Source organism: Streptomyces sp. NPDC005141, assembly GCF_053599975.1.
This window is the reverse complement of record NZ_JBSFYW010000023.1, coordinates 1-23,413: the sequence shown is the minus strand read 5'-3', so window position 1 is coordinate 23,413 and position 23,413 is coordinate 1. Positions and strand designations below refer to the sequence as shown.

General features: G+C 72.4%; 22 protein-coding genes. 8 read left to right on the top strand and 14 right to left on the bottom strand.

Annotated elements, in window-relative coordinates:
* Nucleotides 1–86: 86 nt before the first annotated feature.
* The 3 genes from ACWD68_RS19755 to ACWD68_RS19745 all read right to left on the bottom strand — a co-directional run bounded on the left by ACWD68_RS19755 (nucleotide 87) and on the right by ACWD68_RS19745 (nucleotide 2,641).
* On the bottom strand, nucleotides 87–707 hold the full coding sequence (locus ACWD68_RS19755) for a LysE family translocator (protein ID WP_451807704.1): 621 nt from the start codon (nucleotides 705–707) through the stop codon (nucleotides 87–89).
* Between the two features lie 304 nt (nucleotides 708–1,011).
* Nucleotides 1,012–1,668 carry a PDZ domain-containing protein gene (locus ACWD68_RS19750; RefSeq protein WP_451807703.1) on the bottom strand — a complete coding sequence of 219 codons (657 nt, stop codon included), beginning with the start codon at nucleotides 1,666–1,668 and terminating at the stop codon, nucleotides 1,012–1,014.
* A 76-nt stretch (nucleotides 1,669–1,744) separates the two neighbouring features.
* A complete protein-coding gene (locus ACWD68_RS19745) occupies nucleotides 1,745–2,641 on the bottom strand; it encodes a LysR family transcriptional regulator (RefSeq protein WP_451807702.1) in 897 nt (298 codons plus the stop codon).
* Between the two features lie 95 nt (nucleotides 2,642–2,736).
* Between ACWD68_RS19745 and ACWD68_RS19740 the strand changes: the two genes are divergently transcribed.
* Complete coding sequence (locus ACWD68_RS19740) at nucleotides 2,737–3,480, top strand: CTP synthase C-terminal region-related (seleno)protein (protein ID WP_451807701.1); 744 nt, start codon at nucleotides 2,737–2,739, stop codon at nucleotides 3,478–3,480.
* 116 nt (nucleotides 3,481–3,596) lie between these two features.
* Here the strand turns inward: ACWD68_RS19740 and cyc2 are convergent, their stop codons facing one another.
* A complete protein-coding gene (gene cyc2 / locus ACWD68_RS19735; RefSeq protein WP_451807700.1) occupies nucleotides 3,597–5,774 on the bottom strand; it encodes a germacradienol/geosmin synthase Cyc2 in 2,178 nt (725 codons plus the stop codon).
* A gap of 409 nt (nucleotides 5,775–6,183) precedes the next feature.
* Here cyc2 and ACWD68_RS19730 point away from each other — a divergent pair, with 409 nt between their 5' ends.
* On the top strand, nucleotides 6,184–7,413 hold the full coding sequence (locus tag ACWD68_RS19730; protein ID WP_451807699.1) for a cytochrome P450: 1,230 nt from the start codon (nucleotides 6,184–6,186) through the stop codon (nucleotides 7,411–7,413).
* A 66-nt stretch (nucleotides 7,414–7,479) separates the two neighbouring features.
* On the opposite strand, the gene ACWD68_RS19725 is transcribed toward ACWD68_RS19730, so the two are convergent.
* The gene (locus ACWD68_RS19725; RefSeq protein WP_451807698.1) at nucleotides 7,480–8,373 is read right to left on the bottom strand and encodes a hypothetical protein; all 894 of its coding nucleotides are present in this window, start codon (nucleotides 8,371–8,373) and stop codon (nucleotides 7,480–7,482) included.
* A gap of 317 nt (nucleotides 8,374–8,690) precedes the next feature.
* Nucleotides 8,691–9,887 (bottom strand): damage-control phosphatase ARMT1 family protein, encoded by a 1,197-nt coding sequence (locus tag ACWD68_RS19720; RefSeq protein WP_451807697.1) that lies wholly within the window; start codon nucleotides 9,885–9,887, stop codon nucleotides 8,691–8,693.
* A gap of 409 nt (nucleotides 9,888–10,296) precedes the next feature.
* Between ACWD68_RS19720 and ACWD68_RS19715 the strand changes: the two genes are divergently transcribed.
* Nucleotides 10,297–11,256, top strand: coding sequence for a lytic polysaccharide monooxygenase auxiliary activity family 9 protein (locus ACWD68_RS19715; protein ID WP_451807696.1), 960 nt, complete (start codon nucleotides 10,297–10,299; stop codon nucleotides 11,254–11,256).
* Nucleotides 11,257–11,274: 18 nt separating this feature from the next.
* Here the strand turns inward: ACWD68_RS19715 and ACWD68_RS19710 are convergent, their stop codons facing one another.
* A complete protein-coding gene (locus ACWD68_RS19710) occupies nucleotides 11,275–11,940 on the bottom strand; it encodes a Tat pathway signal sequence domain protein (protein WP_451807695.1) in 666 nt (221 codons plus the stop codon).
* 710 nt (nucleotides 11,941–12,650) lie between these two features.
* On the opposite strand from ACWD68_RS19710, the gene ACWD68_RS19705 reads away from it, so the two are divergent.
* The 3 genes from ACWD68_RS19705 (at nucleotide 12,651) to ACWD68_RS19695 (ending at nucleotide 15,147) form a co-directional block, all read left to right on the top strand.
* The gene (locus tag ACWD68_RS19705) at nucleotides 12,651–13,325 is read left to right on the top strand and encodes a DUF6230 family protein (RefSeq protein WP_451807694.1); all 675 of its coding nucleotides are present in this window, start codon (nucleotides 12,651–12,653) and stop codon (nucleotides 13,323–13,325) included.
* Entirely contained in the window at nucleotides 13,325–13,738 is a 414-nt protein-coding gene (locus ACWD68_RS19700) for a DUF6114 domain-containing protein (RefSeq protein ID WP_451807693.1), read from the top strand. Before ACWD68_RS19705 ends, ACWD68_RS19700 begins: the two co-directional genes overlap by 1 nt.
* Before the next feature lie 167 nt (nucleotides 13,739–13,905).
* The gene (locus ACWD68_RS19695) at nucleotides 13,906–15,147 is read left to right on the top strand and encodes a cytochrome P450 family protein (RefSeq protein ID WP_451807692.1); all 1,242 of its coding nucleotides are present in this window, start codon (nucleotides 13,906–13,908) and stop codon (nucleotides 15,145–15,147) included.
* A gap of 13 nt (nucleotides 15,148–15,160) precedes the next feature.
* Here the strand turns inward: ACWD68_RS19695 and ACWD68_RS19690 are convergent, their stop codons facing one another.
* From ACWD68_RS19690 to ACWD68_RS19670, 5 genes are read right to left on the bottom strand one after another with little or no spacing between them, the layout of a single operon-like run.
* On the bottom strand, nucleotides 15,161–16,501 hold the full coding sequence (locus tag ACWD68_RS19690; protein ID WP_451807691.1) for a cytochrome P450: 1,341 nt from the start codon (nucleotides 16,499–16,501) through the stop codon (nucleotides 15,161–15,163).
* The gene (locus ACWD68_RS19685) at nucleotides 16,498–17,100 is read right to left on the bottom strand and encodes a GTP-binding protein (protein WP_451807690.1); all 603 of its coding nucleotides are present in this window, start codon (nucleotides 17,098–17,100) and stop codon (nucleotides 16,498–16,500) included. The genes ACWD68_RS19690 and ACWD68_RS19685 overlap by 4 nt, the downstream gene beginning before the upstream one ends.
* Nucleotides 17,078–17,440 (bottom strand): DUF742 domain-containing protein, encoded by a 363-nt coding sequence (locus ACWD68_RS19680; protein ID WP_451807689.1) that lies wholly within the window; start codon nucleotides 17,438–17,440, stop codon nucleotides 17,078–17,080. The genes ACWD68_RS19685 and ACWD68_RS19680 overlap by 23 nt, the downstream gene beginning before the upstream one ends.
* Nucleotides 17,437–17,850 carry a roadblock/LC7 domain-containing protein gene (locus tag ACWD68_RS19675; RefSeq protein ID WP_266763573.1) on the bottom strand — a complete coding sequence of 138 codons (414 nt, stop codon included), beginning with the start codon at nucleotides 17,848–17,850 and terminating at the stop codon, nucleotides 17,437–17,439. The genes ACWD68_RS19680 and ACWD68_RS19675 overlap by 4 nt, the downstream gene beginning before the upstream one ends.
* A complete protein-coding gene (locus tag ACWD68_RS19670; protein WP_451807688.1) occupies nucleotides 17,847–19,343 on the bottom strand; it encodes an ATP-binding protein in 1,497 nt (498 codons plus the stop codon). Before ACWD68_RS19670 ends, ACWD68_RS19675 begins: the two co-directional genes overlap by 4 nt.
* A gap of 206 nt (nucleotides 19,344–19,549) precedes the next feature.
* On the opposite strand from ACWD68_RS19670, the gene ACWD68_RS19665 reads away from it, so the two are divergent.
* Together ACWD68_RS19665 and ACWD68_RS19660 are read left to right on the top strand one after the other, a co-directional pair.
* Nucleotides 19,550–20,515, top strand: coding sequence for an AraC-like ligand-binding domain-containing protein (locus ACWD68_RS19665; RefSeq protein ID WP_451807687.1), 966 nt, complete (start codon nucleotides 19,550–19,552; stop codon nucleotides 20,513–20,515).
* Nucleotides 20,516–20,674: 159 nt separating this feature from the next.
* On the top strand, nucleotides 20,675–21,544 hold the full coding sequence (locus ACWD68_RS19660) for a LysR family transcriptional regulator (RefSeq protein ID WP_451807686.1): 870 nt from the start codon (nucleotides 20,675–20,677) through the stop codon (nucleotides 21,542–21,544).
* An 81-nt stretch (nucleotides 21,545–21,625) separates the two neighbouring features.
* On the opposite strand, the gene ACWD68_RS19655 is transcribed toward ACWD68_RS19660, so the two are convergent.
* Entirely contained in the window at nucleotides 21,626–23,032 is a 1,407-nt protein-coding gene (locus ACWD68_RS19655; protein WP_451807685.1) for a YhgE/Pip domain-containing protein, read from the bottom strand.
* Nucleotides 23,033–23,258: 226 nt separating this feature from the next.
* The coding region (locus tag ACWD68_RS19650; protein WP_451807781.1) for a DUF6233 domain-containing protein at nucleotides 23,259–23,413 on the bottom strand (155 nt) is incomplete at its 5' end.

The following is a 23,413-nucleotide window of genomic DNA, read 5'->3' as shown; positions in this document are numbered from 1 at the left end:
GTGTGTCCGGAGTTCCCCCAGGGGGCTACGGCAGCATCCTGCCCCTCCGGTGGGGTGTGCGCGAGCCGGTTGTGCCTGCCCGCCGGTCAGCTCTCCAGGGCGAGGCGGGCTCCCAGGAGCAGCAGGACGCCTCCGGAGACCTGCTCCAGGCGCCGGCGTACGCCCGTCCGGGACAGGACGGCCTTCATCCGGCCGACGAACCACACGTACAGGCCGTAGTAACCCACCTCGTAGACCGCCCAGAGCGCGGCGAGGCCGAGCATGGTGGGCAGGTGCGGGGCGCCCTCGGGCACGAACTGCGGCAGGAAGGACATCGCGAAGACGGCCGCCTTCGGGTTGGCGAGGTTGAGCAGCAGCCCGCCCCGGTAGGACGCCCAGCCACTCTTCTCCGGGCCCTCCCAGCCGCCGTCGGCGGTCCCCTTGTCGCGACGCGCCCGCCACAGCGTCTGGACGCCGAAGCCGACGAGCACGACGGCACCGACGATCCGCATGACGTCGTACGCGATCTCGGAGGCGGCGAGCAGCGCGGTGAGGCCGAGGGCGGCGACGGCGCCCCACACGAAGACGCCCGTCTCGTTGCCGAGCACGGTCAGGAAGCCGGACCGCCGGCTGCGCAGCGACTGCTTGATGATCAGCACGGTGCTCGGGCCGGGCGAGGCGGCGATCAGCGTGCAGGCGCCGAGGAAGGCGAGGAGGGTGCTCAGCATGCGGCCATCCTGGCGGCCCGCGGCCCGCGTGGCCAGCCCCTTTTCCCCGAGTGCCCGTCAGGTGCGAGTCACTCCCCGGGCATGCGCCGGCGCCTGGGGCCGTCCCCACGGCCTCCCGCCGGCGCCGGGCCGGCCTCGCTTCCCGCCTCCCTCCGAGGGCGAGGCCCCCGGAGCACGCGGACGACGGAGCAAGCGGGCCACGGAACACTCGGGCCACGGAGCACGCGAACGACAGTCCGGCCGGCCGCGGGGCCACCCCGCGTGCGGCGGGACACCGGAGCGGCGTCCGTCCGGGCCGCCCGCCTCAGGTCACGATGCCCGGGAGCGCCGTCAGTTGTCGGCGGTCGCCGTTCGCGTGGCGCACGCCGAGGGCGACCTCCTTGCCCGGCTGCGCGTCCGCCACCGCGCGCGCGAGGTCGGCGGCCGAGGCGACCTCGGTCCCGCCGAAGGAGGCCAGAACATCGCCGCGCACCAGGCCCGCGGTGTAGCCGGGACCCGGGATGTGCACCCCGACGACCAGCGCGCCTCCGCCCTGGGGGGCGTCGACGGCCTCGATCCCGAGGGTCGCCCGGCCGGTCTCCCGCTCGGACCGCCCCGACGGGATCGGGCTGCCGCTGCCGGACTCGGTCGTGGAGCCACCGGACCGCGGCAGCCCGGAGGTTCCGGGGGTCTGCCGTGTCTGCACAGCCGCACCGGCCCGCTTCTGCAGGTCGGCCAGTCTGCTCATGCCGATCACCGTCGTGCCGACCGTGCCGAGCCCCACGCCGGACAGGACCAGCACCGACCCGACGAACAGGCTGAACAGCAGGGTCATCAGCCGCCTGCCGCGGCGCCGCGCCGCGTGCGGGCGCCGGACCTCGCCGGGCGGACGGCCACCGCCACCGGCATCGCCGCCACCGCCACCGCCACCGCCCGGATCCTGACCGGGCATCGGCTTGGGACGCAACGCGGTCTGTTCCATGGGTCGCCTCCGGCAGATGTTCTACGGACCGCCTTCGGCCCTTGCTCTACCCCGGCCTCCGGCGCGCGACGATTCCCTAACGAGTGAGACTGTCATCCCCGTTCGAGCATCCCCGTTCGAGAAGTCTGTCCGCCATGGCCGCCGCCGCTCCGCGGGGCGATCCGCCGTGTACCAGCTCCGTACGGTGCACGACCCGGGGCGCGACGAGGGGCACGGCGGCCCCTCCGGGCACGCCGGTGGCCGCGGTGCGCGGCAGGAGGGCGAGGCCGTGGCCCGCGACGGCCAGGGCGGTGAGGGTGCGGAGGTCCGTGCCGTCGTAGCGCAGCGCCGGGCGGAATCCGCCACCGCCGTTCGCGGCGCGCAGCTGGTCCAGCGGCAGGGCGGAGCCGGGGGCGTCCAGCCAGCGGGCGTCGACCAGGTCGCCGAGGCGCAGGCCCGCGCGGCTGGCGAGCGGATGGGACGCGGGCAGCAGCACGCAGACCGGTTCCTCGCTGACGCCGTGCGTGGTCAGCGGGGCCACGTCGGGCAGCCGGAGGGGGTCGCTCGGCGCGGCGAGTCCGTCGACGAGGCCCAGGTCGGCCGTGCCGGTGGCGACCGCCGCGGGGACCTCGTCGCGGGTGAGGACGCGCAGGGTCACGCCCGCCGCGGGAAGGGCCGCGACCGTACGCGGTCCGAGGGCGGTCGGTGTGACGGCGAGCGTCAGCCCGTGCTCGGGCGCGGCCGCCATCCGCGCCACATCGGCGCGGGCCGCGTCCAGGCGCAGCAGCAGCGGTCGCGCGTGTTCGAGGAGCCGCTCGCCCGCCGTGGTGGGCGCGACGGGCCGCCGGGTGAGCAGGGGCGCGCCGAGGTCCTGCTCCAGGACGGCGATCTGCTGGGAGACAGCGGACTGGGTGTAGCCGAGCTCGCGCGCGGCCTCCGAGAAGGAGGCGAGCCGCGCCACGGTGACATACGTACGCAGGAGATGCGGGTCCATGCGCTCCAGGATTCCGCATCCCATCAGCGGTGCTTATCGAAGGTGCAGAAATCATCGTTGGACGTGAACCGGGGGCCACCCACAGCATGAACGGCATGACCACGAACACCGCGCCCACCGCCAGGGTCGCCCTGGTCGGCGACCGATCCCCCAACGTCGTCTCGCACACCCGTGTCCCGCTCCTGCTCGACGCCCTCGCCCGGCGCGACCGGATCGTGCTGGACGCCTACTGGATTCCGTCCGAGGACGCGGGGGACCCGGAAGCGGTACGCGGCTTCGACGCGGTGTGGGTGCTCCCGGGCAGCCCCTACCGCAGCGAGGCCGGTGTGCTCACGGCGATCCGCACGGCACGCGAGGGCGGCATCCCGTTCCTCGGCACCTGCGGCGGCTTCCAGCACGCCCTGCTGGAGTACGCCCGTGACGTCTGCGGCCTCACCGGCGCCGCGCACGCCGAGAACGACCCCGGCGCCGACACCGACGACCTCCTGATCGAACCGCTCGCCTGCTCGCTCGTCGGCCACGAGGCCACCGTCACCGTCGAGCCGGACTCGCTCGCCCAGGCGGTGATCGGCTCCGAGCGGACGGTCGAGCGCTACTTCTGCGCCTACGGGCCCGCGCGGCACCTCGACACACTGCGCGCGCACGGACTGCGGTTCAGCGGGCACGACGAGGACGGTCACGTCCGGATCGCCGAACTCCCGGACCATCCCTTCTTCCTGGCCACCCTGTTCCAGCCGGAGCTGGCCGGGGACGGCTCGCGCCCGCACCCGGTCCTGAGCGCGCTGGCACGAGCCGCGGTGGCCCACGCCGGCCTCGCACCCGCGGGCGGTCCCGCCTGAGCACCTGATCCGCCTGGGCGCACGCACGACCGGGTCGCCCGCGCCATCGCGGCGGACCCCCCGGCCTCGCGGAGCAGGTCCGCGCGGTCACCTCGGCCTCCGACCGTCGGAACAACTCAGAGCGAGGCGGGCTCCGCGCGCCAGGCGAACGGCAGCGCGGGCGCCTGGTCCGGCACGAATCCGTGGGCTCTCCGGGCCAGATCCGCCGCGCCGTAGCGGCGGCAGTCCTGGTGCCACTTCAGGATTCCGGCCAGCCAGTTCTGCAGCTCCACGACATAGCCCCGCATGATCCCGCGCACCTCCTCCGAGAGCTTGAAATCCTCGTACAGGAGGGGCAGTTCGTGGGCGGCGACATGCTGGAACTGCTCCATGCGCCGGGTCATCAGGTCATGGACGACGCCGAGCGCGGTCGGGTAGTCGCAGCCGAAGAAGTTCTGCACGACGAGGATGCCGTTGTGGACCTCCCCCTCGTACTGGATCTCCTTCTGGTACGAGAAGACGTCGTTCAGGAGCATCGCGTAGTCCATGGCCGCGTTCTCCAGCGACCGGACAGGGCCGCTGCGGTAGACCTCCGGCGGAACCGCCGGGCCGTGGCCGAGGCGGCACAGGCCCATGGTGAGTTCGGAGCCGAAGGTGGCCCGGCGCATCTCCAGGTAGTCGACCGGGTCCGGGATGCGGTTCTGGATCTGGTTGGACAGCTCCCACAGCCAGCTCTCCGTCATCACGTCCACCGCCGCGCGCAGGGTGGCCCGCCCGTCCGGGCTCATCTCCGCGGTGGTTCGCCGCCACAGGTCGATCAGGCCGCGTTCCATGCCGTTGACCGGGGCGGGGGGCTCCTCGCCGTGGACGGGCATGCACGCCGAGAGGCGCGCGGTGGTCAGCCTGGCGGCGGCCAGGTCGCGGCGGTTGCCGAAGAGCAGCGGGTAGTAGTCGTCGCCGTAGGTGCCCCAGGCCAGCCACTGCGAGCTGAGGTCGAGCGCCTCGGGTGTCGCGTCGGGGTGGATGCCCGCCGCGCAGAGCGGCAGGTCGTAGGCGATGAGTTTGTCCTCGTCCCAGACGCCCTCCTGAAGCATCCCCGTGGTGTGCATCCACGTGCCGAGGCGGCCCCGGGCACCCGCGAGGTGCGGGCTGAGGGTGACCTGGAACGGCATGTGGAAGTCGGGGAGCAGGGAGGGGCCGACCTTCTGGAACGGGACGTGGGTGTACGCGCGCAGCCGCTCCGCGCCGGCCGCCGAGAGCAGCGCGCCGATGTCCGCGGCGGACGTCCCGAACCCGCCCGTGCCGAAGGGGCGCGTCTCCTCGACGGCGCCCTCGTTCATGTAGCGGCTGGAGCGCATGTGCCACTCGTGGCCGCCGGACTGCCAGTCCTGGAGGCCCTGCGTGTACGCGGCCACGGCGCCGACCTCCTGAGGGGTGAGTCCCTTCTCGACGGCCAGCGCGGGTACCTCGGTGAGCGCCGTGTGCTCGAACTGGTGGAGCCGTGAGGTGAGGATGTCGTTGACGGTCCCGGCGGCCTGCTGTGTGGTGCAGCCGAAGAACGTCTCCAGGACGAGGACGCCGTTGCTCAGCTCGCCCTCGTCCTCGACCTCCCGCTGGTAGGAGAAGAGGTCGTTGCGCAGGTGGACGCCGTCGGAGAACGTCTCCATCAGGACGCGCAGCGGCCTCGACTCGGCGACGGACGCGGGCACTTCGGCGGTCGCGTACTCGACGAGCCCCGCCGACCAGGGGGCGCCGCCCACTTTGCGGCGCATCTCGATGTACTCGACGGGGTTGGCGATCCGCCCTTCGTTGATGTTGGACAGCTCCCACATCGACTCGTTGAGCAGATGCTCGGTGGAGACGGCGAACCGCCTGCGCCACTCCGTCGACATCGAGGGCACGGTGCGCGCCCACAGGTCGGCGAGTCCGGCCTCGACGGGGTTCTCCGGCCCGGGCACGGGAGTCGACAGGTCGAGCGGCATGAAGAGGGGCAGCCGGTCCAGGTAGGCCTTGCCGCCGGCGCGGTCCTGGGTGCGTTTGAAGGTCTCCAGGAAGTGGTCGTCGAAGAAGAACACCCACACGTACCAGTCGGTGATGAGGGAGAGGGCCGGTCCGTCGCAGTCGGGGTGGGTGTACGCGCACAACAGGCCGTAGTCGTGGGCGTCGAGGTCGGACTGCTCCCAGATGCCCGAGCCTTCCAGCATGCCCATTCCGCGGGCCCACTCGACCGAGTGGGCCCGGGCCTCGTCCAGATGCGGGTTCAGCCGGGCGGTGTACGGCATGTAGAAGTGCGGGAGTTCGAACGGCTGCGTCATGGCCGGGCCCTACCCATGGCCCCGCGCGGACATCCGCAGGCCAGGACATGATCACACCATCGCGTGAATCGGTGCGAAAGCCGCACACCGCGGCGCCTTCGTCCGGGTGGGGGCCGCCCCGCCCCCTTGCCGACCCGGTGTCCGCCCGCCACCGTGGCCGTATGACCTTCCTCGCGCTCCCCCGTGCCGTGCACGGCGACGGTGCCCCCGCCGTGCTCACCGGAACCGGTCCGTCCGTCGGCCGAGCGGTGTCCGCGCAGGCGTGGCCGGCCTCGGCCGCCCGCCCGTACGCTCCGGTGGATCCACGCCTCCGCGCGGGGCGGGGGGAGTGCCCCGACGGGCGTTGCGGTGGGCGCCCGTGTCGGGCGTGAGTGCCGTGCCGGGGCCGGGCGTGCCTCCCGTTCCGGACGTGTTCGACCCGCGGCGGTACGCCGACGGGGTGCCCCACGCCGCGTACCGCGTCCTGCGCGATCACCACCCGGTGGCCTGGCAGGAGGAACCCGAGGTGCTGGGCTGGCCGGCCGGTCCCGGGTTCTGGGCCGTGACCCGGCACGCGGACGTGGTCCGGGTGCTCAAGGACTCCTCGACGTACTCCTCGCACGTCGGCGCGACCCAGATCCGTGATCCCGACCCCGCGGATCTGCCGTTCATCCGGCGCATGATGCTCAATCAGGACCCGCCGGAACAAGGTCGGTTGAGGCGTCTGGTGAGCCGGGCGTTCACCCCGCGCCGCATCGAGCACTTCGCGTCCGTGGCGCGCGAGCGGGCCCGCACGCTGCTCGGGCGGGCGGCGCGGGAGGCCCGGTCGGGCGACGGCACCAGTGACCTCGTCGCCGCGGTGACCGACGACTACGCCCTGCTCAACCTCACGGATCTGCTCGGCGTACCCGAGCGCGACCGCGGGCTGCTGCTGCACTGGACGCGGCGGGTGATCGGCTACCAGGACCCCGACGAGGCGGGCCCCGCGGTCCTCGGCCCGACCGGGAAGCCGGTCGATCCGCGCTCCCCGGCGATGCTGCGGGACATGTTCGCCTACGCGCGGGAGCTGGCCGATCTCAAACGGCGCCATCCCGGCGACGACGTGCTGACCACCCTCGCCACCGATGCCGAACTCGCCCCGGCCGAACTGGAGATGTTCTTCTTCCTGCTCACGATCGCGGGCAACGACACCGTGCGCGGCGCGGCCCCCGGGGGTCTGCTGACGCTGGCGGAGCATCCGGAGGCGTACGAGGGACTGCGCTCGGGCCGCCACCGACTCGGCACGGCCGTCGAGGAGTTGCTGCGTGTGCACCCTCCCGTGCTCACCTTCCGCCGGACGGCGGCGGTGGACACGGAACTGGCCGGCCGGCGTCTGCGCGCGGGCGACAAGGTGGTGGTCTTCCACGCCTCGGCCAACCACGACGAACGCGTCTTCGCCGACCCCCACCGGCTGGACCTGTCCCGGGCCCCGAACCCCCATGTGTCCTTCGGCGACGGTCCGCACGTCTGCCTAGGCTCCCACTTGGCCCGGCTCCAACTGCGGGTGCTGTACGAGGAGACCGTGCGGGCCATGCCCTCGCTGCGCACCGCGGGGCCGCCCGGACGCCTCGTCTCCAACTTCATCAACGGCATCAAGTCCCTCCCTCTGCGGGTGACTTGACGGAGGGACCGGCGCGCGGGATCACTGGACCGGGCACTCCCGCGCGCCGCCCATCTCGTGGTCCGGTCAGTCGGAGCGGAGGTTCTCCAGTGTCGAGCGGGTGTCGGTCTTCACCCACCGTGAGACATCGTCGACCTCGGGCGGAGTGGCCGTCTCGTAGGAGGACGTGTAGACGCTCCAGCTCATCTGGTAGGTCATCCAGCCGTCGCGCACCGCGAGGATCACCGCCCGGCTGCCGCTGGTTCCCGAGCCGGACGTGGTGTCTTCGGTGACGAGATAGGCCTCGTCACCAAAACCGGACACCTTCTCCACCTCGTAGTCCTCGTAACGCTGGTTGTACTCGGACCACACAGCGGTGAACTCGGCGGAGGGATCGGTCGTCTTGTGGAGATCCACCTGTACCGAGAGATACGCATCGGAGTAGGAGGAACTGGATGACTTCTTCAGGGAGATGCTGCAGTAGCTCTCGTCGATGGCCTTGTGCTTCAGCGAGTTGTGGGTGGGCGCGCTGTCCTCCTCGGCGTACTCGGTCCTCAGGGCGGTGTAGTCGACCGCGGAGCAGAGATTGGCCTTGGCCCGGTATCCCGCGAGATCGGGGTCGTCGCCGAGTGGACGGAGAAGGAATATCCCGCCGGCCCACAGCGCGGAGGCGGCCACCGCGCCGACCACCGCCCACAGCACCGCGCGCCCCGCGGTGCCCTTGCCGGCGGGCGGCGGGGGAAAGCCCGGTGGTTGCCCGTACGCGTACGGCTGGGCCGGAGCATAGGCGGGAGGCCCGTAACTGCTCGCCTGGCCCGGGACTTGGTACGGGTTGCCCGGCGCGGGTTCGGGTCTCGGCAGCGCCGACGGCTGGTGGTGCGCCTGCGACTGGTTCGCGGGGGCGGGCGGAGCGGTGGAGCCGGGTGGAGACGACGCCTGCGCCTGGGGCTGTACGGGGACGTCCTCGGGCCGATCCTGCATCCTGTGCTCCTTCTCCGAAGTCGTCGGGCGTGCGATCAAGCCTGCGGAACGGACGCTGCGCTCGGCGCCGACCGGGTGGCGGTGTCGACAGGTGGCCCGGTCTCGGTGGAGCCATGGGCCGGCGGGACAGAGAGCGATGGGGCGATCGGTCGCCGTGAGCAGACTTCCGGGCCGGACGGTGGAGCCGGGTTACCACCGCACGTGAGTGACTCAACAAGTCGATTCTAAAGGGCGGTTCGACAGAAGTGACCTTGCTTCATCGACCGTTGCACAGTCGTTGATCTCACCGGAGACAGTCAGGACGGAGCGTGTCGCCGCTAGCGTCTCGCCTGGATCAGCGCGTGCGTGCCGCTGGTGCGCCAGCGGTGGTCCTCCGCGGCGTCGAGAGCCGCCTCGACGGTCGAGGTGAGTCCGACGACGACATCGGACTTGAGGGTTCGCAGTGCCGCCACCGGGCCGGGGAAAGAGGCGGTCGCGACGGCGAAGGGAGTGGTCGCTGGGTAGAGGCGGTCGCCGATGAGACGGCGGTAGTTCAGATCACCCTTCAGCAGGGTCACGTCGGCCGCGGCGAACTCCCGCCGGAGGTCTTCGGGCATGTCCGCGTACGGCAGCGGGGCACAGGCGAAGGGGTGGGCGCGGACGGTGAGACGGCCCTCGGACAGGGCGGCCCAGAGGCGGCTCCCGGCCTCGCCCGCCGCTCCCTTCGCTCCGGTGAGGCGGCGCAGGGCGTCGAGGACGTCCGCGGTCGTGGCGTCGGAGACGTAGTACGGGTACGGCTTCACCTGCAGGGTGGCCCGCTCGACCCGGCCGTGGCGGAGCAGGTGGTCGATGAGGAGCAGGTCGGGGACGAGTTCCCGGCCCGCGTTGTCCGCGACCAGGCAGAGGGTGCCGCCCGCGAAGAGCGATCGCAGCGCCTCTCCGTCGTTCGCCACGAGCGGGGAACCGGCCGTCGTCCCGCCCTCCGTGCCGGCCAGCCGGAAACCGAGATCCGCCCGGTTGCCCCACAGGGAGCCGTGCAGCAGCGCCTCCTCCCGCTCCTCGGCCGGACGTCTCGCGAGGTCGTCCAGCGCCGCGAGTTCCTCCTCGGCCTCCGGGGTGTCCAGTTCGGCGAGCTTGAAGGGGCGGAAGGGGTCGATGCCCTGCCATGGCCCGGGCGTGAAGTAGCCGACGGCTTCGAGAAGTCGGCGGTAGAAGTAGCTCTCGGCCCAGAGGAAGGGGACGTCGAACCAGGACCGGCCGTAGTGCTCCCGGCCGCCCCAGGCATCCCACTGCCCGCGGTCCGCGGCCGACGCCGCGAGGGGTTCGACGACACCCTCGGCGCAGTTCCTGAGCAGGGCGTCGAGCGCGTGGCGCTGTTCGGGGCCGTACGGGAAGGCGTCCGCCACCTTGCGGATGAGTGCCGGATGCCGCTCGGCCAGCACGCTCCAGGGGAACGAGCCACGCACCGCGCTGACGACCACCGGCGCGTCGTCGGGACCGGCGGCGGGGCGGGCGGATGCGGCGGGCTCAGGCATGCCGCTCACCGTACCGGCCGGGCAGAAGGGGCCGTCCGACGCGCGTGCGCGCCGGGCGGCCCCTCCCCCCGTAGAGCCCAGCGGTCGGCCTGGTCGGTCGGCTTCGAGCTGTCGACCGCGCGGTGTGCTGCGCGGCCGTGTGCTGGACACGGGGCTCGCAGCCGCCGCGGGCGGTCGCGCTGAACGATAGGCAGGCGGTGGGTGCGAGGGATAGCGGGAAAACCCTCGATCGGACCGCGAATCGGCTCCCGTCCGCCCCCGGTTCGCCGAGATGGTCCCGTTTCACACGGATCGCGCATCTGAACGCACGGCACTGCGGCCCCGTATTGCACGGTGCCCCGTGCGAGGAGTGCGTCCCGGCCGCGCGCGGTGGCACGCCGCTTCGCCGACGCACCGAGGAGACCTCCGGATGTCCGCCTACCGCACCGCAACCGCGGCCGCTGTCGCCCTGGCGGCTCCGCTGCTCCTCGCGACGTTGGCCGCGGGGCCCGCATCGGCGCACGGCGCGCCGACGTCTCCGGTCAGCCGGGTGGCCGCGTGCTCGCCGGAGGGCGGCAGTCTGATCCGGACGGCGGCCTGCCGGGCGGCGATCACCGCGAACGGCGCGCCCTTCACCGCGTGGGACAACCTGCGGGTGGCCGGCGTCAACGGCCGGGACCGCTCGGTGATCCCGGACGGGAAGCTGTGCAGCGGCGGCCTGCCCGCCTACAAGGGTCTCGACCTGGCCCGCGCCGACTTTCCGTCGACGCGTCTGACGTCCGGGGCGGCCTTCACCCTCAAGTACAGTTCGACGATCCCGCACACGGGGACCTTCAAGCTCTTTCTGACGAAGCCGGGTTACAGCCCGACGCGCCCCCTGAAGTGGTCCGACCTGCCGGAGAAGCCGTTCGCCACGGCCACCGACCCGGCGCTGGTCGACGGCGCCTACCGCATCAGGGCGAAGCTGCCGTCCGACCGCACCGGCCGCCAGATGCTGTTCACGATCTGGCAGAACTCCAGCACGTCGGACACCTACTACTCGTGCTCGGACGTGGTGTTCTCCGGCGGGAGCACGGCGTCGAAGCCGACTCGGAGCGCGGGGACCTCGGGGAGCACCGGGAGCGCTTCCGACGGCAAGAGCACCAAGGCCCCGTCCCGGTCGACCAGGTTGGCGACCTCGCCGCCCAGCCCCGATCCGTCGTCCCCGGCCGCCGGCTCGCCCGCCCCTGTCATCAGTTCGTCCTCCGGGGACACCGGTACCGATCACCTGACTCCCGCCGCCGACAGCACCTCGGGCGGCGGACCCGCCCTCCCCCTGGTCGCGGGGGGAGCGGCGGCCGCGCTGCTGCTCACCGCCGGCATCGCCGTCACCCTGCGACGCCGGCGGTGAATCCGCGCCCGGTGGGCGTCAGTTGACGAACACCACCGGGCTGTCCGGCTGGCTGGTGTCGGTGACGGGGGCGTACTTCGCCGTGAAGAAGCCGTTGGCGAAGCACAGGGACGAGCCGGAGAACTTGGTGAACTGCTGGTTGGCGAAGGTGATGCTGTTGTCGGCGTTGCTCGCCGTGCCGGACAGACTCGGCGCCCGGTAGACGCAGGTCAGGGTGCCCAGCAGGGAGCGCAGCTTGACCGTGGTCTGGATGGTGGAGCCGGCGGCCGGGGTGACCGTGACGGTTCCGTCGGAGCCCACCGCGGTGCTGTACGGCAGGTTGTCCACCGTGATGCTGGTGACACCGAGGACGCCGATGACGTTGCTGCTGCACGAGCTGCTGTCGAAGGTGTGCCCGGTGAGCGACTCGGTGGCCGTGCCGGGGGCCGCCGGGTTGTCGGTGGCGGTCGCGGTGAACGTCGACGCGGAACAGGAGACACCGCTCGTGCCGGTGCTGCTGGAGTAGAGCGTGGCCGTGGTGCCGCTCGCCAGCGAGGCCTTGAGGACGTCACCGACGGCGACGGGGGTTCCTCCGGCGCTGCCGGTGGTGAGCACGGGGACGTCGTCCGCGGAGGCGGGGACGACGGCGGACGCCGACAGGGCCGCGACGACGCCGACGAGGGCGAGCAGGGATCGAGTACGCATGGGGGGTGCCTCTTCTCCGATGGGGGTGTGGGTGCCTGACCGCGCCGGGGGCGCGGGGGTGCGGGTCGAGAGGGTGGCGCGGGGGTGCGGGGCGGAACGGCCGCGCGGGGGTGCGGGTTCGATGCGCCGGCGCGGGGTGCGGGGGTGGTGCGAGGAGGGACCGCTGCCGGTCCGTGACACCTTCTCCGTGCGTCACGGGCCGGCAGCGACAGCCGGGCGACCGGTACGGCCCAGGGGGGAAGGCGACCGTGCCGGTGCCGCGGGGACGGGGAGCGGCCGAGGGTGCGCGCCGCTTCGGCGTACGCACCTGGGCTGCTCCGGAACACGCCATGACCGCCCCGTGCAGAACGGGGTCCGGGAGGTGACGGGCGCGTCGGCCTACGGATCCGGCGCCACGGATCCGGGGAAACAAGGGAGAGTTGTAGACCTGATGGATGGTCAACGTCAAGGCGTAGCAAGGAAGTTGAAGGTCAACGCGACCTCGCCGTCGACGCGTGTTCACAGGTGGGGCACAACTGGCACGGTTTTCCCACAGGTCCCTTGACCCTGCATGTAACCCCCGGTAACTTCCTCGACGGCTACTGCTGCGTAACGAGAAAGCCCTTGCAACCGCCGGGAGGCGCGAGGAGGCGTGCGCCGCAGCCGCTGTCCGCGCCAGGACAACGCGCCACTGGAGCCCGACCCGCATCGAATGTGCCCAGGGAGCAGACATGGCCTCGTCCCCGGACGCCACGGCGTCCAACGGTTCCACGCCCGAGACCCCGGAAAGCGGTTCAGCCGCCGACGGACAGAACAGACGCGGACGGGTCCGTCTGCGCCGCGCCGCCGTGATGGCGCTGCCGGCCACCGCGGTCGCCGCGGGGTTGATGATCCTCACCGCCCAGGGCGCCCTCGGCGTCCAGTTCGCCATCTCCGGCATGCCGTTCACGGTCACCGCCACCGAACTGAACGGCACCGGCTTCGAGCAGTTCGGCGGCCTCGACAACATGGCGGAGGACAGCCCGAACGCCGGCGACACGGGCGGCCAGGTTCTCATCGTCACCTCGGCGATCAAGAGCGCGACCCTCACCAAGCTGTGCCAGAGCGTCGACCTGGGCGGCACGAACCTGCTCATCACGGCGGGCAGTGGGGCGGACAAGGTGCAGGCGAGCCACCTGACCACCGACTCCACGGAACTGTCCGGCGACGCCTCCTTCGACAACATCGAGATCGGCAACGACGCCAGCACCCTCGACAAGGCCGGGGTCCAGGGACCCAAGGGCGTCTTCAGCCAGCAGGCCGACACCGTGCGCATCGCGAACCTGCGCCAGACCAACTACGCGACCACGGCGGCGGTGTTCAAGCTTCCCGGCCTCAAGCTCCGCTTCAGCGAACAGGGTTGCTGATGAGCTCCGAAGTCCGGACGGACGACTCCCGGAGCCTGAGGGACGGATTCCGGCAGTGGCGTGCGCACCGCCCCTTCTGGGGCGGACTGCTGCTCGCCCTGGCGGGAGCGGAGATCCTCCTCACCGAGAAGGCGTCGCTGAAGGTCGTCATGCACATCGGGATGCAGGGCCTGGCGGGCTATCTGCTCCCCACCATGATGCTGCTGTGCGGCCTGCTGATCCTCTTCAATCCGGCCCAGCGCCTGTTCTACTCCCTGCTGGGCATCCTGCTGTCCCTGGGCACCTGGCTCACCTCCAACCTCGGGGGCTTCTTCATCGGTCTGCTCCTCGGAGCCGTCGGCAGCTGCCTCACCTTCGGCTGGCTGCCCGACCAGAAGCCGCGCAGACGGCTGCTGCGTCGCGGACACGCCTGAGGCGGGCGGCACGGCACGGACCCGTCCCCTCCGCAACTTGCCTGTACGCGCAGGGAAGTTGACACCGTACGCATCCGACACCCGGTGGGTCTCGATGGGACCCCGTGTGCTCGCGTAGCGTGACGCGGGGTATGCCGAATTGGGGTTCGAGTGCCGGGAGGCTCCTGATGGGTAATCCAAGTCCCTTAGTGATCGACGCGACCGGACGCGACATCCACGAAGAGGGCGCCCGGATCCGCGACGGCGGACCGCTGGCCCGGGTGGAGCTTCCCGGTGGCGTGGAGGCCTGGGCGGTGAGCGGCCCCGAGCTGCTGAAACGGCTGCTCACCGATCCCCGGGTGTCCAAGGACGCACGGCAGCACTGGCCCCTGCTCGCGAACGGCACGATCACCCCGGAGTGGCCCCTGTTCACGTGGGTGGCCGTGCAGAACATGTTCACCGCGTACGGCGGCGAACACAAACGCCTGCGCACGCTGGTCTCCAAGGCGTTCACCGCCCGCCGGACGGCCGCGCTCCAGCCACGTATCGAGGAGATCACCCGGCGGCTGCTGGACCGCGTGGCGGAGGCCGGCCGCGGCTTCCAGGTCGTCGACCTGCGCGAGGAACTCTGCTACCCGCTGCCGATCCAGGTGATCAGCGATCTGTTCGGGCTGCCCGAGGAGCGGGGCCCCGAGCTGCGGCCACTGGTCGACCGCATCTTCGACACCTCCGCCGACCCGGGCGAGATGACGGCCGCCTACGAGCGGATGTACGTCGTGCTGGCCGAACTCGTCGCCGCCAAGCGGGAGTCGCCCGGCGACGATCTGACCTCGGGACTCATCGCGGCCCGCGAGGAGGACGGCACCCGGCTCAGCGAGCAGGAACTGCTGGACACACTCGTCCTGATGGTCAGCGCCGGTCACGAGACGACGGTCAACCTCATCGACAACGCCGTGCACGCCCTGCTCACCCGGCCCGAGCAGCTCCAACTCGTCCGAGAGGGCCGCGCGACCTGGGACGACGTGGTCGAGGAGACCCTGCGCGCGGACGCGCCGGTCGCGAACCTGCCGCTGCGCTACGCCGTGGAGGACATCGTCCTCTCCGAGCTCGGCGGCCCCGACGGGACCGTGATCGCCAAGGGCGAGGCGATCCTCGCGGCGTACGCCGCCGCCGGTCGCGATCCGGAACGCCACGGGAAGGACGCCGACCAGTTCGACGTCACCCGCGCCGACAAGGAGCACCTCGCCTTCGGCCACGGCGTGCACCACTGCCTGGGCGCCCCGCTGGGCCGGCTGGAGGCCCGGATCGCACTCCCGGCTCTCTTCGACCGGTTCCCGGGCCTGCGACTCGCGGTCCCGGAGGAGGAGTTGCGGCCGGTGGACTCCTTCATCTCCAACGGCCACCGCTCCCTTCCCGTCCGTATTTCCTAGCGACCGGGCCGGTTCACTCGCCGCGCCACCAGGCCGCCAGTCGCGCCCAGCCGCTCCGCGGGCGGTCGGGCGCGGAGGCCGGGGGCTCGGGGGCGGACGCCGGGAAGGCCGCGGCCGGCGTCCGCCGCTCGTCCTCGGACCGTCCGGCCGCCGGGGGCGGGCGGGAAGCCCACCGGCAGCACGGCGAGCGCGCGGTGGAAGGGACCGGGACGCCACTCCAGCTTCTCGACGGGACCGCCAGCTCGATGTCGGGGATCCGGTCGAGCAGCTTCTCGACCCCGACGGCCGCGATCAGCCGCGCCGGGCCCTGCGCCGGGCAGTTGTGCGGGCCCGCGCTCCACGCCAAGTGGGCGCGGTTGCCCGTGCGCTGACTGCTCGTCAGAGCCGGATCCGTGTTGGCCGCGGCGAGACTCACGACCAGCGGATCCCCCGCGCGCAACGGTGTGCCCTCGTACACGACGTCGTGCCGCGGGTAGTGCACGGCGTAGTTGGCGATCGGCGGATCGGTCCACAGCACCTCGTCGAGGGCGTCCTCCACCGGCAGAGTGCCGCCGGACAGGTCGCCCGCGAAGCGGTCGTCGGACAGCAGCAGGCGCAGGCTGTTCGCGATCAGGTTCTGCTGCGGTTCGGTGCCGGCGCCCATCAGCACGACGAGCGTGTGGACCATCTCCTCGTCGGTGAGCGCGGCCGGGTGCTCCATCAGCCAGGACGTCATGTCCGGCCCGGGCCGCCGCCGCTTCAGGGCGACGAGGTCGAGCAGGGTGGTGGTGAGCAGTTCGTTCGCCTTCTCCGCATCCACCCCGTCGAAGATCCCGGACATGCCCTCGACCAGCCGGACGCCGTGGCCCGCGGGGCAGCCGAAGAGATGGTTGAAGACGAGCAGCGGCAGGACCTGGGCGTATTCGCCGAGCAGATCCGCCGTGCCGAGCGGCGCGAACCGGTCGATGAGGGTGTCGGCGCTGCGCTCGACATAGCCGCGCAGGGTGCTGGGCTCGACGCGGGCGAGGCTGTCGGTGATGGCGCCGCGCAGCCGCAGGTGCTCCTCGCCGTCGGTGAACAGGGCGTTGGGCCGGTACATCATCATCGGGACGACCGGACTGTCCATCGGCACCGTGCCGTCGGCCAGGTCCCTCCAGTGGCGCGGGTCCTTGGAGAAGGTCTCCGGACTGCGCAGGACGTGCAGGGCGGCGTCGTACCCGATGACGAGGGTGGCCCGGACGCCGGGCGCGAGTTCGACCGGCCCGGTCTGTCCGGCCTCCCGCAGCCGCCGGTAGACCGCGGCCGGATCGGCCGCGAACTCCGGTCCGTACAGGGACTGGTGGGCCGGGCAGCCGGGGGGCGGTACGGCGGTCACGCGTGCTCCAGTTCGCCGGTGCGGTTCAGGAGGTATTCGACGAGCGCGATCAGTGCCTCGGTGGAGGAGACCGGGTCGCGGGCGTCGCAGCGTACGAGCGGGGTGGAGGGCAGCAGGTCGAGCGCCTCGCGCACCTCGTCGAGCCCGTGTCCGGGCCCGTCGTCGAAGTCGTTCAGGGCGACGGCGTACGGGAGCCCCAACTCCTCCAGTACGCCCATGACGTCGAAGGACTGGTCCAGGCGCCGGGTGTCGGCGAGGACGAGCGCGCCGAGCGCGCCCCGCGTCATGTCCTGCCAGAGCTCGGTGAATCGCTGCTGCCCCGGGGTTCCGAACAGATAGAGCACCAGGGTGTCGTCGAGGGTGAGGCGGCCGAAGTCGAGGGCGACCGTGGTGGTGGTCTTGTCCCGCGTACCGGCCAAGTCGTCGACGAGCGAGCCGGCTTGGCTCATGACCTCCTCGGTGCGCAGGGGCCGTATCTCGGACAGCGCGCCGACGAAGGTGGTCTTGCCGACCGCGAAGTGGCCCACCACCAGCAGCTTGACGGCGGTCCGCACGCCCTCGGGCAGATACATGGTCTCAGAGGCGGGAGCGGAGCCCATCGAGCACCTCCTGGAGGATGCGGGTGTCGGACGGCCCGGCGGTGGGGATCGGCGCGCGGGTGACGAGGTGGCCGCTGTCCATCAGGTCGGCGATCAGCACCTTGGTGACGCTGACCGGCAGCTCCAGGTGGCCTGCCACCTCGGCCACCGACAGCGCCCCGGGCCGGCACAGCTCCATCAGCCGCCGCTTCTCGGGGCTCAGCCCGGTGAGCGGCGGGCCGGCGGCTGCGATCAGGAGCGTGACCAGGTCGAGTGTGTTGCGCGACGGGTGCGAGCGGCCGTCGGTGACGACGTACGCGCGCACCAGCCGCTCCCCCGGGCGCCGCCTGGGCGGTGTCATGCCGGACTGCCGGTGTCCTGCCGGGCCGGGCTGGTCAGCTCCTTGCCGAGCCGGTCGACCAGCTTGTGCATGCGGTAGGTGACGGCCTCCATGTCGACCTCCTCGGTCGTGGACACCGCGAGATGGGCCCCCTCGCCCGCGGCGACGAGGAAGACGTACCCGTGCGCGAACTCGATCAGGGTCTGCCGCCACGGTGTGTTCGCGCTGCCGCAGAACTCGGCCGTGCTGCGGCTGATCGACTGCACGCCGGACAGGCCCGCGGCCAGTCGTTCGGCGTCGTCCCGGCCGATGTCGGCGGAGTGGGCGCGGAGCATGCCGTCGGCGGACAGCAGGATCGCGTGCCGCGCTTCCGGCACCTTCAGGACCTCGTCGAGCATCCACCCCAGCTCGTTGGTCTTGGGCGCGGTCATCCCTGTGTGTTCCCTTCGTTCTCGTGGCGGGTGTCGTACGACGTCACGGGGGCGTCCGTCGGCGTCGCGGGGGCGTCCGTCGACACCCCGGGGGCATCGGCGGGCGTCGCGGGCGCGTCCGTCGGCGGGAGGGCTTCCGGCCCTCCGGGAAGGTCGGGCAGCCCGGGATCGTCGGGCGTTCCGGTGGTGTCCCGCGCCGCGCGGCCGAAGCGGGTACCGCGTGCGAACGCGCCCATGCGCCGGGCGTTCTCCTCGGCCGACCGTGCGCTGACGTCCTCGGCGGGCACGGCAGCGGGCTGTTCGGCGGGGGCCGCCTGCTGCGGGCCGCGGCGCCGCCGCTTCGGCAGGCCGCCGGCCGTCGTCGTCTCGACGGGCTCGGCCGCCCGGAGCGTGGGACGCGCGGGCTCCCCGGGTGCCGCCCCGGGACCCGCGGGCCGCCCGGCCGCCTGCGCGGGCTCGGCCGGCGGAACCTCGGGTGCCGCGGCCACGTGCGTGAGCAGCGCCGCCGGCAGGAACACCACGGCGCGGACACCGCCGTACGGGGACCGCGTGTCCACCGAGACGCTGAACCCGTACCGTGCGGCGAGTACGCCGATGACGGCGAATCCGAATTGCGGCGGATCGTCGAGCCGGGTCACGTCCACCGCGTCGCGGCCGGTCAGCAGCGCGGCGGCCTGCTCGGTCCCCCGGCCGTCCATGCCGACGCCGGCGTCGTCGATGACCACGCACGCACCGTTGTGCACGGACTGGACGGTGACCTCGACCGTGGTGTTGGGCTGCGAGTGGCGTGCCGCGTTGTCCAGGAGTTCGGCGACGGCGAGGACCACCGGTTCGACCGCGCGGCTCTCGACGGCGATGTCGACCTGTCCGTTGACACGGATGCGGCGGTAGTCGCGGACCCGGGAGGTCGCGCCGCGCACCACCTCGATCAGCGCGGAGGTGCTGCGCTGCCGTCCGGGCCAGGAGCCGCAGAGGACGGCGATCGCCTGGGCGCGGCGGCCGAACTGGGCGTTCGTGTGGTCGATTTCGAGCAGGTCGCGCAGGACGTCGGGGTGGTCGTGCCGGTCCTGCATCTCCGCGATGGACACCTGCTGCTCGTTGGCGAGGGCCTGGATCGAGCGCATCGACGCCTTGAGCGCGGCCTTCGCGGACTGGTCGGCCCGCGCCTGCGCGTGGTCCACCGCCTCCGCGAAGCGTTCGAGGACGCTGTCGAGGTGCTTCGCGAAGTCCGTGTCGGCCAGCCGGGCGTCGAGCAGGCCCCCGCCGGGGGCACCCGTGGGGGCGTGCTGGTGCGGGGCGGCCTCCAGGGCGGGGAGGCGGACCGCGACCATGCGGCGCAGCTCCTCGTCGCGGGCCCGCAGGTCGTCCGCGAGCGCGGCGGTCCGTCGGCGCTGCCGCGTGGTGATCCCGCGCTGGCGCAGCAGCAGCACGGTGACGGCGAGCAGGCCGGCGGCCAGGCACCAGGACGCGGCCTCCGGTATCCGTTCGGTCATGGTCCTCAAGTCCTCGTACGCAGAGACGCGTTGCTGGGGTGGAAGCGGGAAAAGTGAGGGGTGGGGCGCGAGGGGGCGCGGCGCACGACGGTAGCCGCGCGTCGGCGCCCGCGCTTGCCCCGGCGCGCAAGGAAGTTGCCGTCATGCGCACCGGCTGTGTGCACTAGGCTGACACCGTGTAACTGTTCTCAGTGGCACGGGAGTTGATGGTGTCGTTGCCCGCGGGAAGCTACCTGGTGGAGACCCGGTCGACGGGTGCGGTGGAGCCACAGGAGCGGGCCGACTTCTGGAGCGAGCACATCGGGTCGTACCAGTCCCGGATGGGCTACCGGTTCGGCCGCACCGACAACTTCCGCGGCGAGACGGTCCGTCAGCGCACCGAGACCTATCAGCTGGTCAGGTTCCGTTCGGACGAGATCGAGTACAGCAGGACCGCCCGCCAGGTCCGCGAGGACCCCGACGGTGACTACCGATTACTGCTTCCGCTGACCGGGGGGATCGTCCTGCGCCAGGACGGCCACGAGGCACGGCTGACCCCCGGGACGGGCACGCTCGTCTCCTTCGGGTTGCCCTTCGAATGCCTCCAGGACGCCTCCACCCAGGCGTTCGTCCTCACGATCCCGGCCCGCGAGGTGGACGGCCCGCTGAACCGCAAGTCGCCGCTGGCCACCCGCCTCGACCTGACCAGGGGGCTCGGCCGCGTCGTCGGGTCGATGCTCGACGGTCTGTACGCCGAGCGCGCCGATCTCACCGACTCCCAGTTCGACGCCGTGTCCGACCGCGTGGTCGAGCTGCTGCGCATGCTCGCCACCGGAGACGGCCGCCCCGACGGAGCCCGCCATCTGACCGGCGTGGAGACGGTGGTCCGCCGCCACGTCCGCGAGCACGCCGCCGACCCCGGCCTCACCGGTACGTCCATGGCCCGCGCCCTCGGCTGGTCGCTGCGGCAGATCCAACTGGCACTCCAGCACGCGGGTACCACGCCACGCGACCTGATCCGCGAGGAGCGCCTGCGCCTGGTCCGCGAACGCCTCCGGTGCGGCGACTGCGAACACCTGACCATCACCGATCTGGCCTACGCCTCGGGGTTCTCGTCGGCGAGCGCCCTGAGCACCGCGTTCCGGCAGCGCTTCGGGGTGAGCCCCCGGGAGATGCGCAACGGCACCCGTTGAGCCGGGTCCCCGGACCCGGCCCTCCCCCATCCACCGCGTCGGCACCGCGTCGCCACCGCCTCGGGAACCCGTCGGGACCCGCGCGGACGATCACGGCCTGGGACAATCGGCGAAGGGCGGGATCTCGGTCGGAGACGGGCTGCGGCTTCGGGAGTGGAGATGGATCTGCGGCAGATGGAGGTCGTGGTCGCGGTGGCCGAGGAGGGCGGTTTCACCGCGGCGGCCCAGCGGCTGCGCGTGGTGCAGTCCGCCGTGTCGAGCGCGGTCCTCGCACTGGAACGGGAGCTGGGCACCCCCCTGTTCGACCGCACCACGCACCGGGTGTTCCTGACCCCGGCGGGCGAGGCCTTCGTCCCGGCGGCGCGCGCCGCGCTGCGGGCGGCGGAGCGGGCGCGGGCGAGCGTCGACCTGGTCCGTGGACAACTGCGGGGCAGGATCACGATCGGCACGACGCAGGGTGTCTGGGCCGGCCTTCACCGGCCGCTGGCCGCTCTGCGCGCCGAGCATCCGGGCGTGGTGGTGCGGTTGCGGCAGACGGCCGGGCCCGACATCCGTCAGGCCCTGCGCGAAGGCACCGTCGACCTGGCCGTGGTCGCGCTCGACCGTCAGCCGCAGCGGGGTCTGGTGACCCGGCTGCTGTCCCACGAGGAGATGGTGCTGGTGTCCGCTCCGGGGCGGGCGCTCACCGGAACGGGCCCGGACGGCACGATCACCCTCGCCGAGACCGCCCGGCTGCCGCTGGTGGACTTCGCGCCGGGCCGGGCGATCCGCCTCTGCGTGGACCGGGCGTTCGGTGCCGCCGCCGTGGAACGGGAGACGACGTTCGAGGTCGACGACATCGTCGCCGCGGCCGAACTCGTCCGGGGCGACCTGGGCGTCTGCGTCATGCCCGCCTCGATCGCCGCGCAGTTCCCCGACCTCAGCACCCACGCCTTCGCCCGGCACGCACCCCACTGGAAGATCATGACGGTCCACTCCCGCGGCGACACCCCGCCGGCGGTCGCCGCCCTGCTGCGGCACATGCCCTGAGGGCTCGCCGCTCCAGGCGTCCCGGAGGGGGCGATCGGTCAACCGCCGGTTCGGTGGCGGTGGGGTGGGACGGGGTGCCGGTCAGGCTGACCGGACGGGATGCGGGGCGGGCTGCGGGGTCAGGCGGTCCAGGCCCTTGCGGTCGTAGTAGCGGGTCATCGCGAAGCCGAAGAGGAGGGCGAGCACGGCGCCGATGCCGATCATCATCCAGGCGCGGTCGAGGCCGGCGTCGGCCCGGGCGTCGAAGAAGAGGATGGCGCGCACGCCGTCGCTGAGCTGGCGCATGGGCTCGAAGACGGACAGGAAGCGGTAGAACCCGGGGACCGCCTGGAGCGGGACGGTGGCGCCCGAGGACGGCAGGCCCAGCACGATGAACACGAACATGGAGACCAGTTGTCCGATCCCGCCGAACGCCGCGTTGATCGCCTGGACGCCCAGTCCGACGGCGAGGCTCGCGCAGTAGGAGTAGATCCACAGCAGCGGCAGGTGGGTGGCGTCCATACCGAGGATCGCGACGGTGGCCAGCATGACCAGGGAGACCGTGAGCACGGTGATCCCCGCGGTCATGGCCATCTTCAGGAGGAGGGTCTGGGTGCGGTTGATCGGCACGGTGGGACGGCGGGTGTGCCAGGGCCCGATCTCGCCGTCGGCATAGCCGAGGGCCGTGTCGACGCCGGTGCTGATGAGGTTGGCGCCGAGGAACCCGGCCAGCACGAGGAGCAGGGTGTAGTAGAACGCGCTCAGTCCGAGACCGCTGTGCTCACCGATGGGGTGCCCGACCCGGGTGACGACCTGGACGGGGTCGGCGAGAAGCAGCCGGGTGGTGGGGTCCGCCTCCGCGGTGGCGGGGGACGCCGTCAGTTCCTTGCCGATGGTCTTGGAGGCCTGCTGGGCGGCCGCGGTGGTGATCCGGCTCGCGAGGGACGAACCGAGGCTGCCCATACCGGGGTTGGTCAGCACCGTCATGGTGGGCCGGACCTTGGCGTTCGCGGTGGTCAGCGCGGCGAGGGAGTCGGTGAAGTCCCTGGAGACGACCAGGGCGCCGTAGATCTTGCCCGAGGAGAGTTCGTCCTGGGCCTGCTCGGGAGTGAGCCTGCGCCAGTCGGCCGTGCCGGAGGTGTCGTCGGCGACGACGGCCGCGGTGACCTGGCTGCCCACGTTCTGGCGCTGGCCCGGAAGCGGCTTGCCCGTGTCCGCGTTGACCAGGCCGATCGGCAGGTCGTGCAGATGCCGGTTCGGGCTGACGATGCCGCCCATGTAGAGCAGCGACAGCAGCAGCGCGAGCAGCCCTGTCAGCACGGTGGGCACCAGCCACAGCTTCGGGCGGCGCAGGAGCACGGCGGCCCGTGCCTGGGCGGGGGCACTGACGTCGTCACCCCGGTCGGCGTCCGTGTCACCACGGCCTCCGTTGCCCGGGGTGGCACCGCTGCCGGCGCCCGTGGCGTCCTCGTTGCCGTCGTCCACGGGGTGATTGCTGTCGGCGTCCATGGTTCTCCGTAGGTTCCGGGGCGGCACGGGAGCGGCGTGGGCGCGGCCCCCGGCCGGGGAGTCCGGGGCCGCACACCAGGTCAGGATCGGCTGTGCGCGGGTGCCACGGACGGCGACTCGCCGGACCGGCACCAGGGGCGCACGGCTTCACACCCGGGCCCTACGACGGAGTCCCGACGCACCGGCTCCACCCCATCGCCGTACGACCGCGTCCTGATGAGCCCGTTCACGCCACCGCCGTACGACCGCGCCATCGGCGTACGGGCTGTACCGGCCCACGGCGGTCCACCTGCTCCACACCCGCACCCGTAACCAGATCCGTGTCGGGGCGGCAGTACGGGCATGCCGTGACGCCGTCTTCGGTGAGCGCCCTGAGGGCCT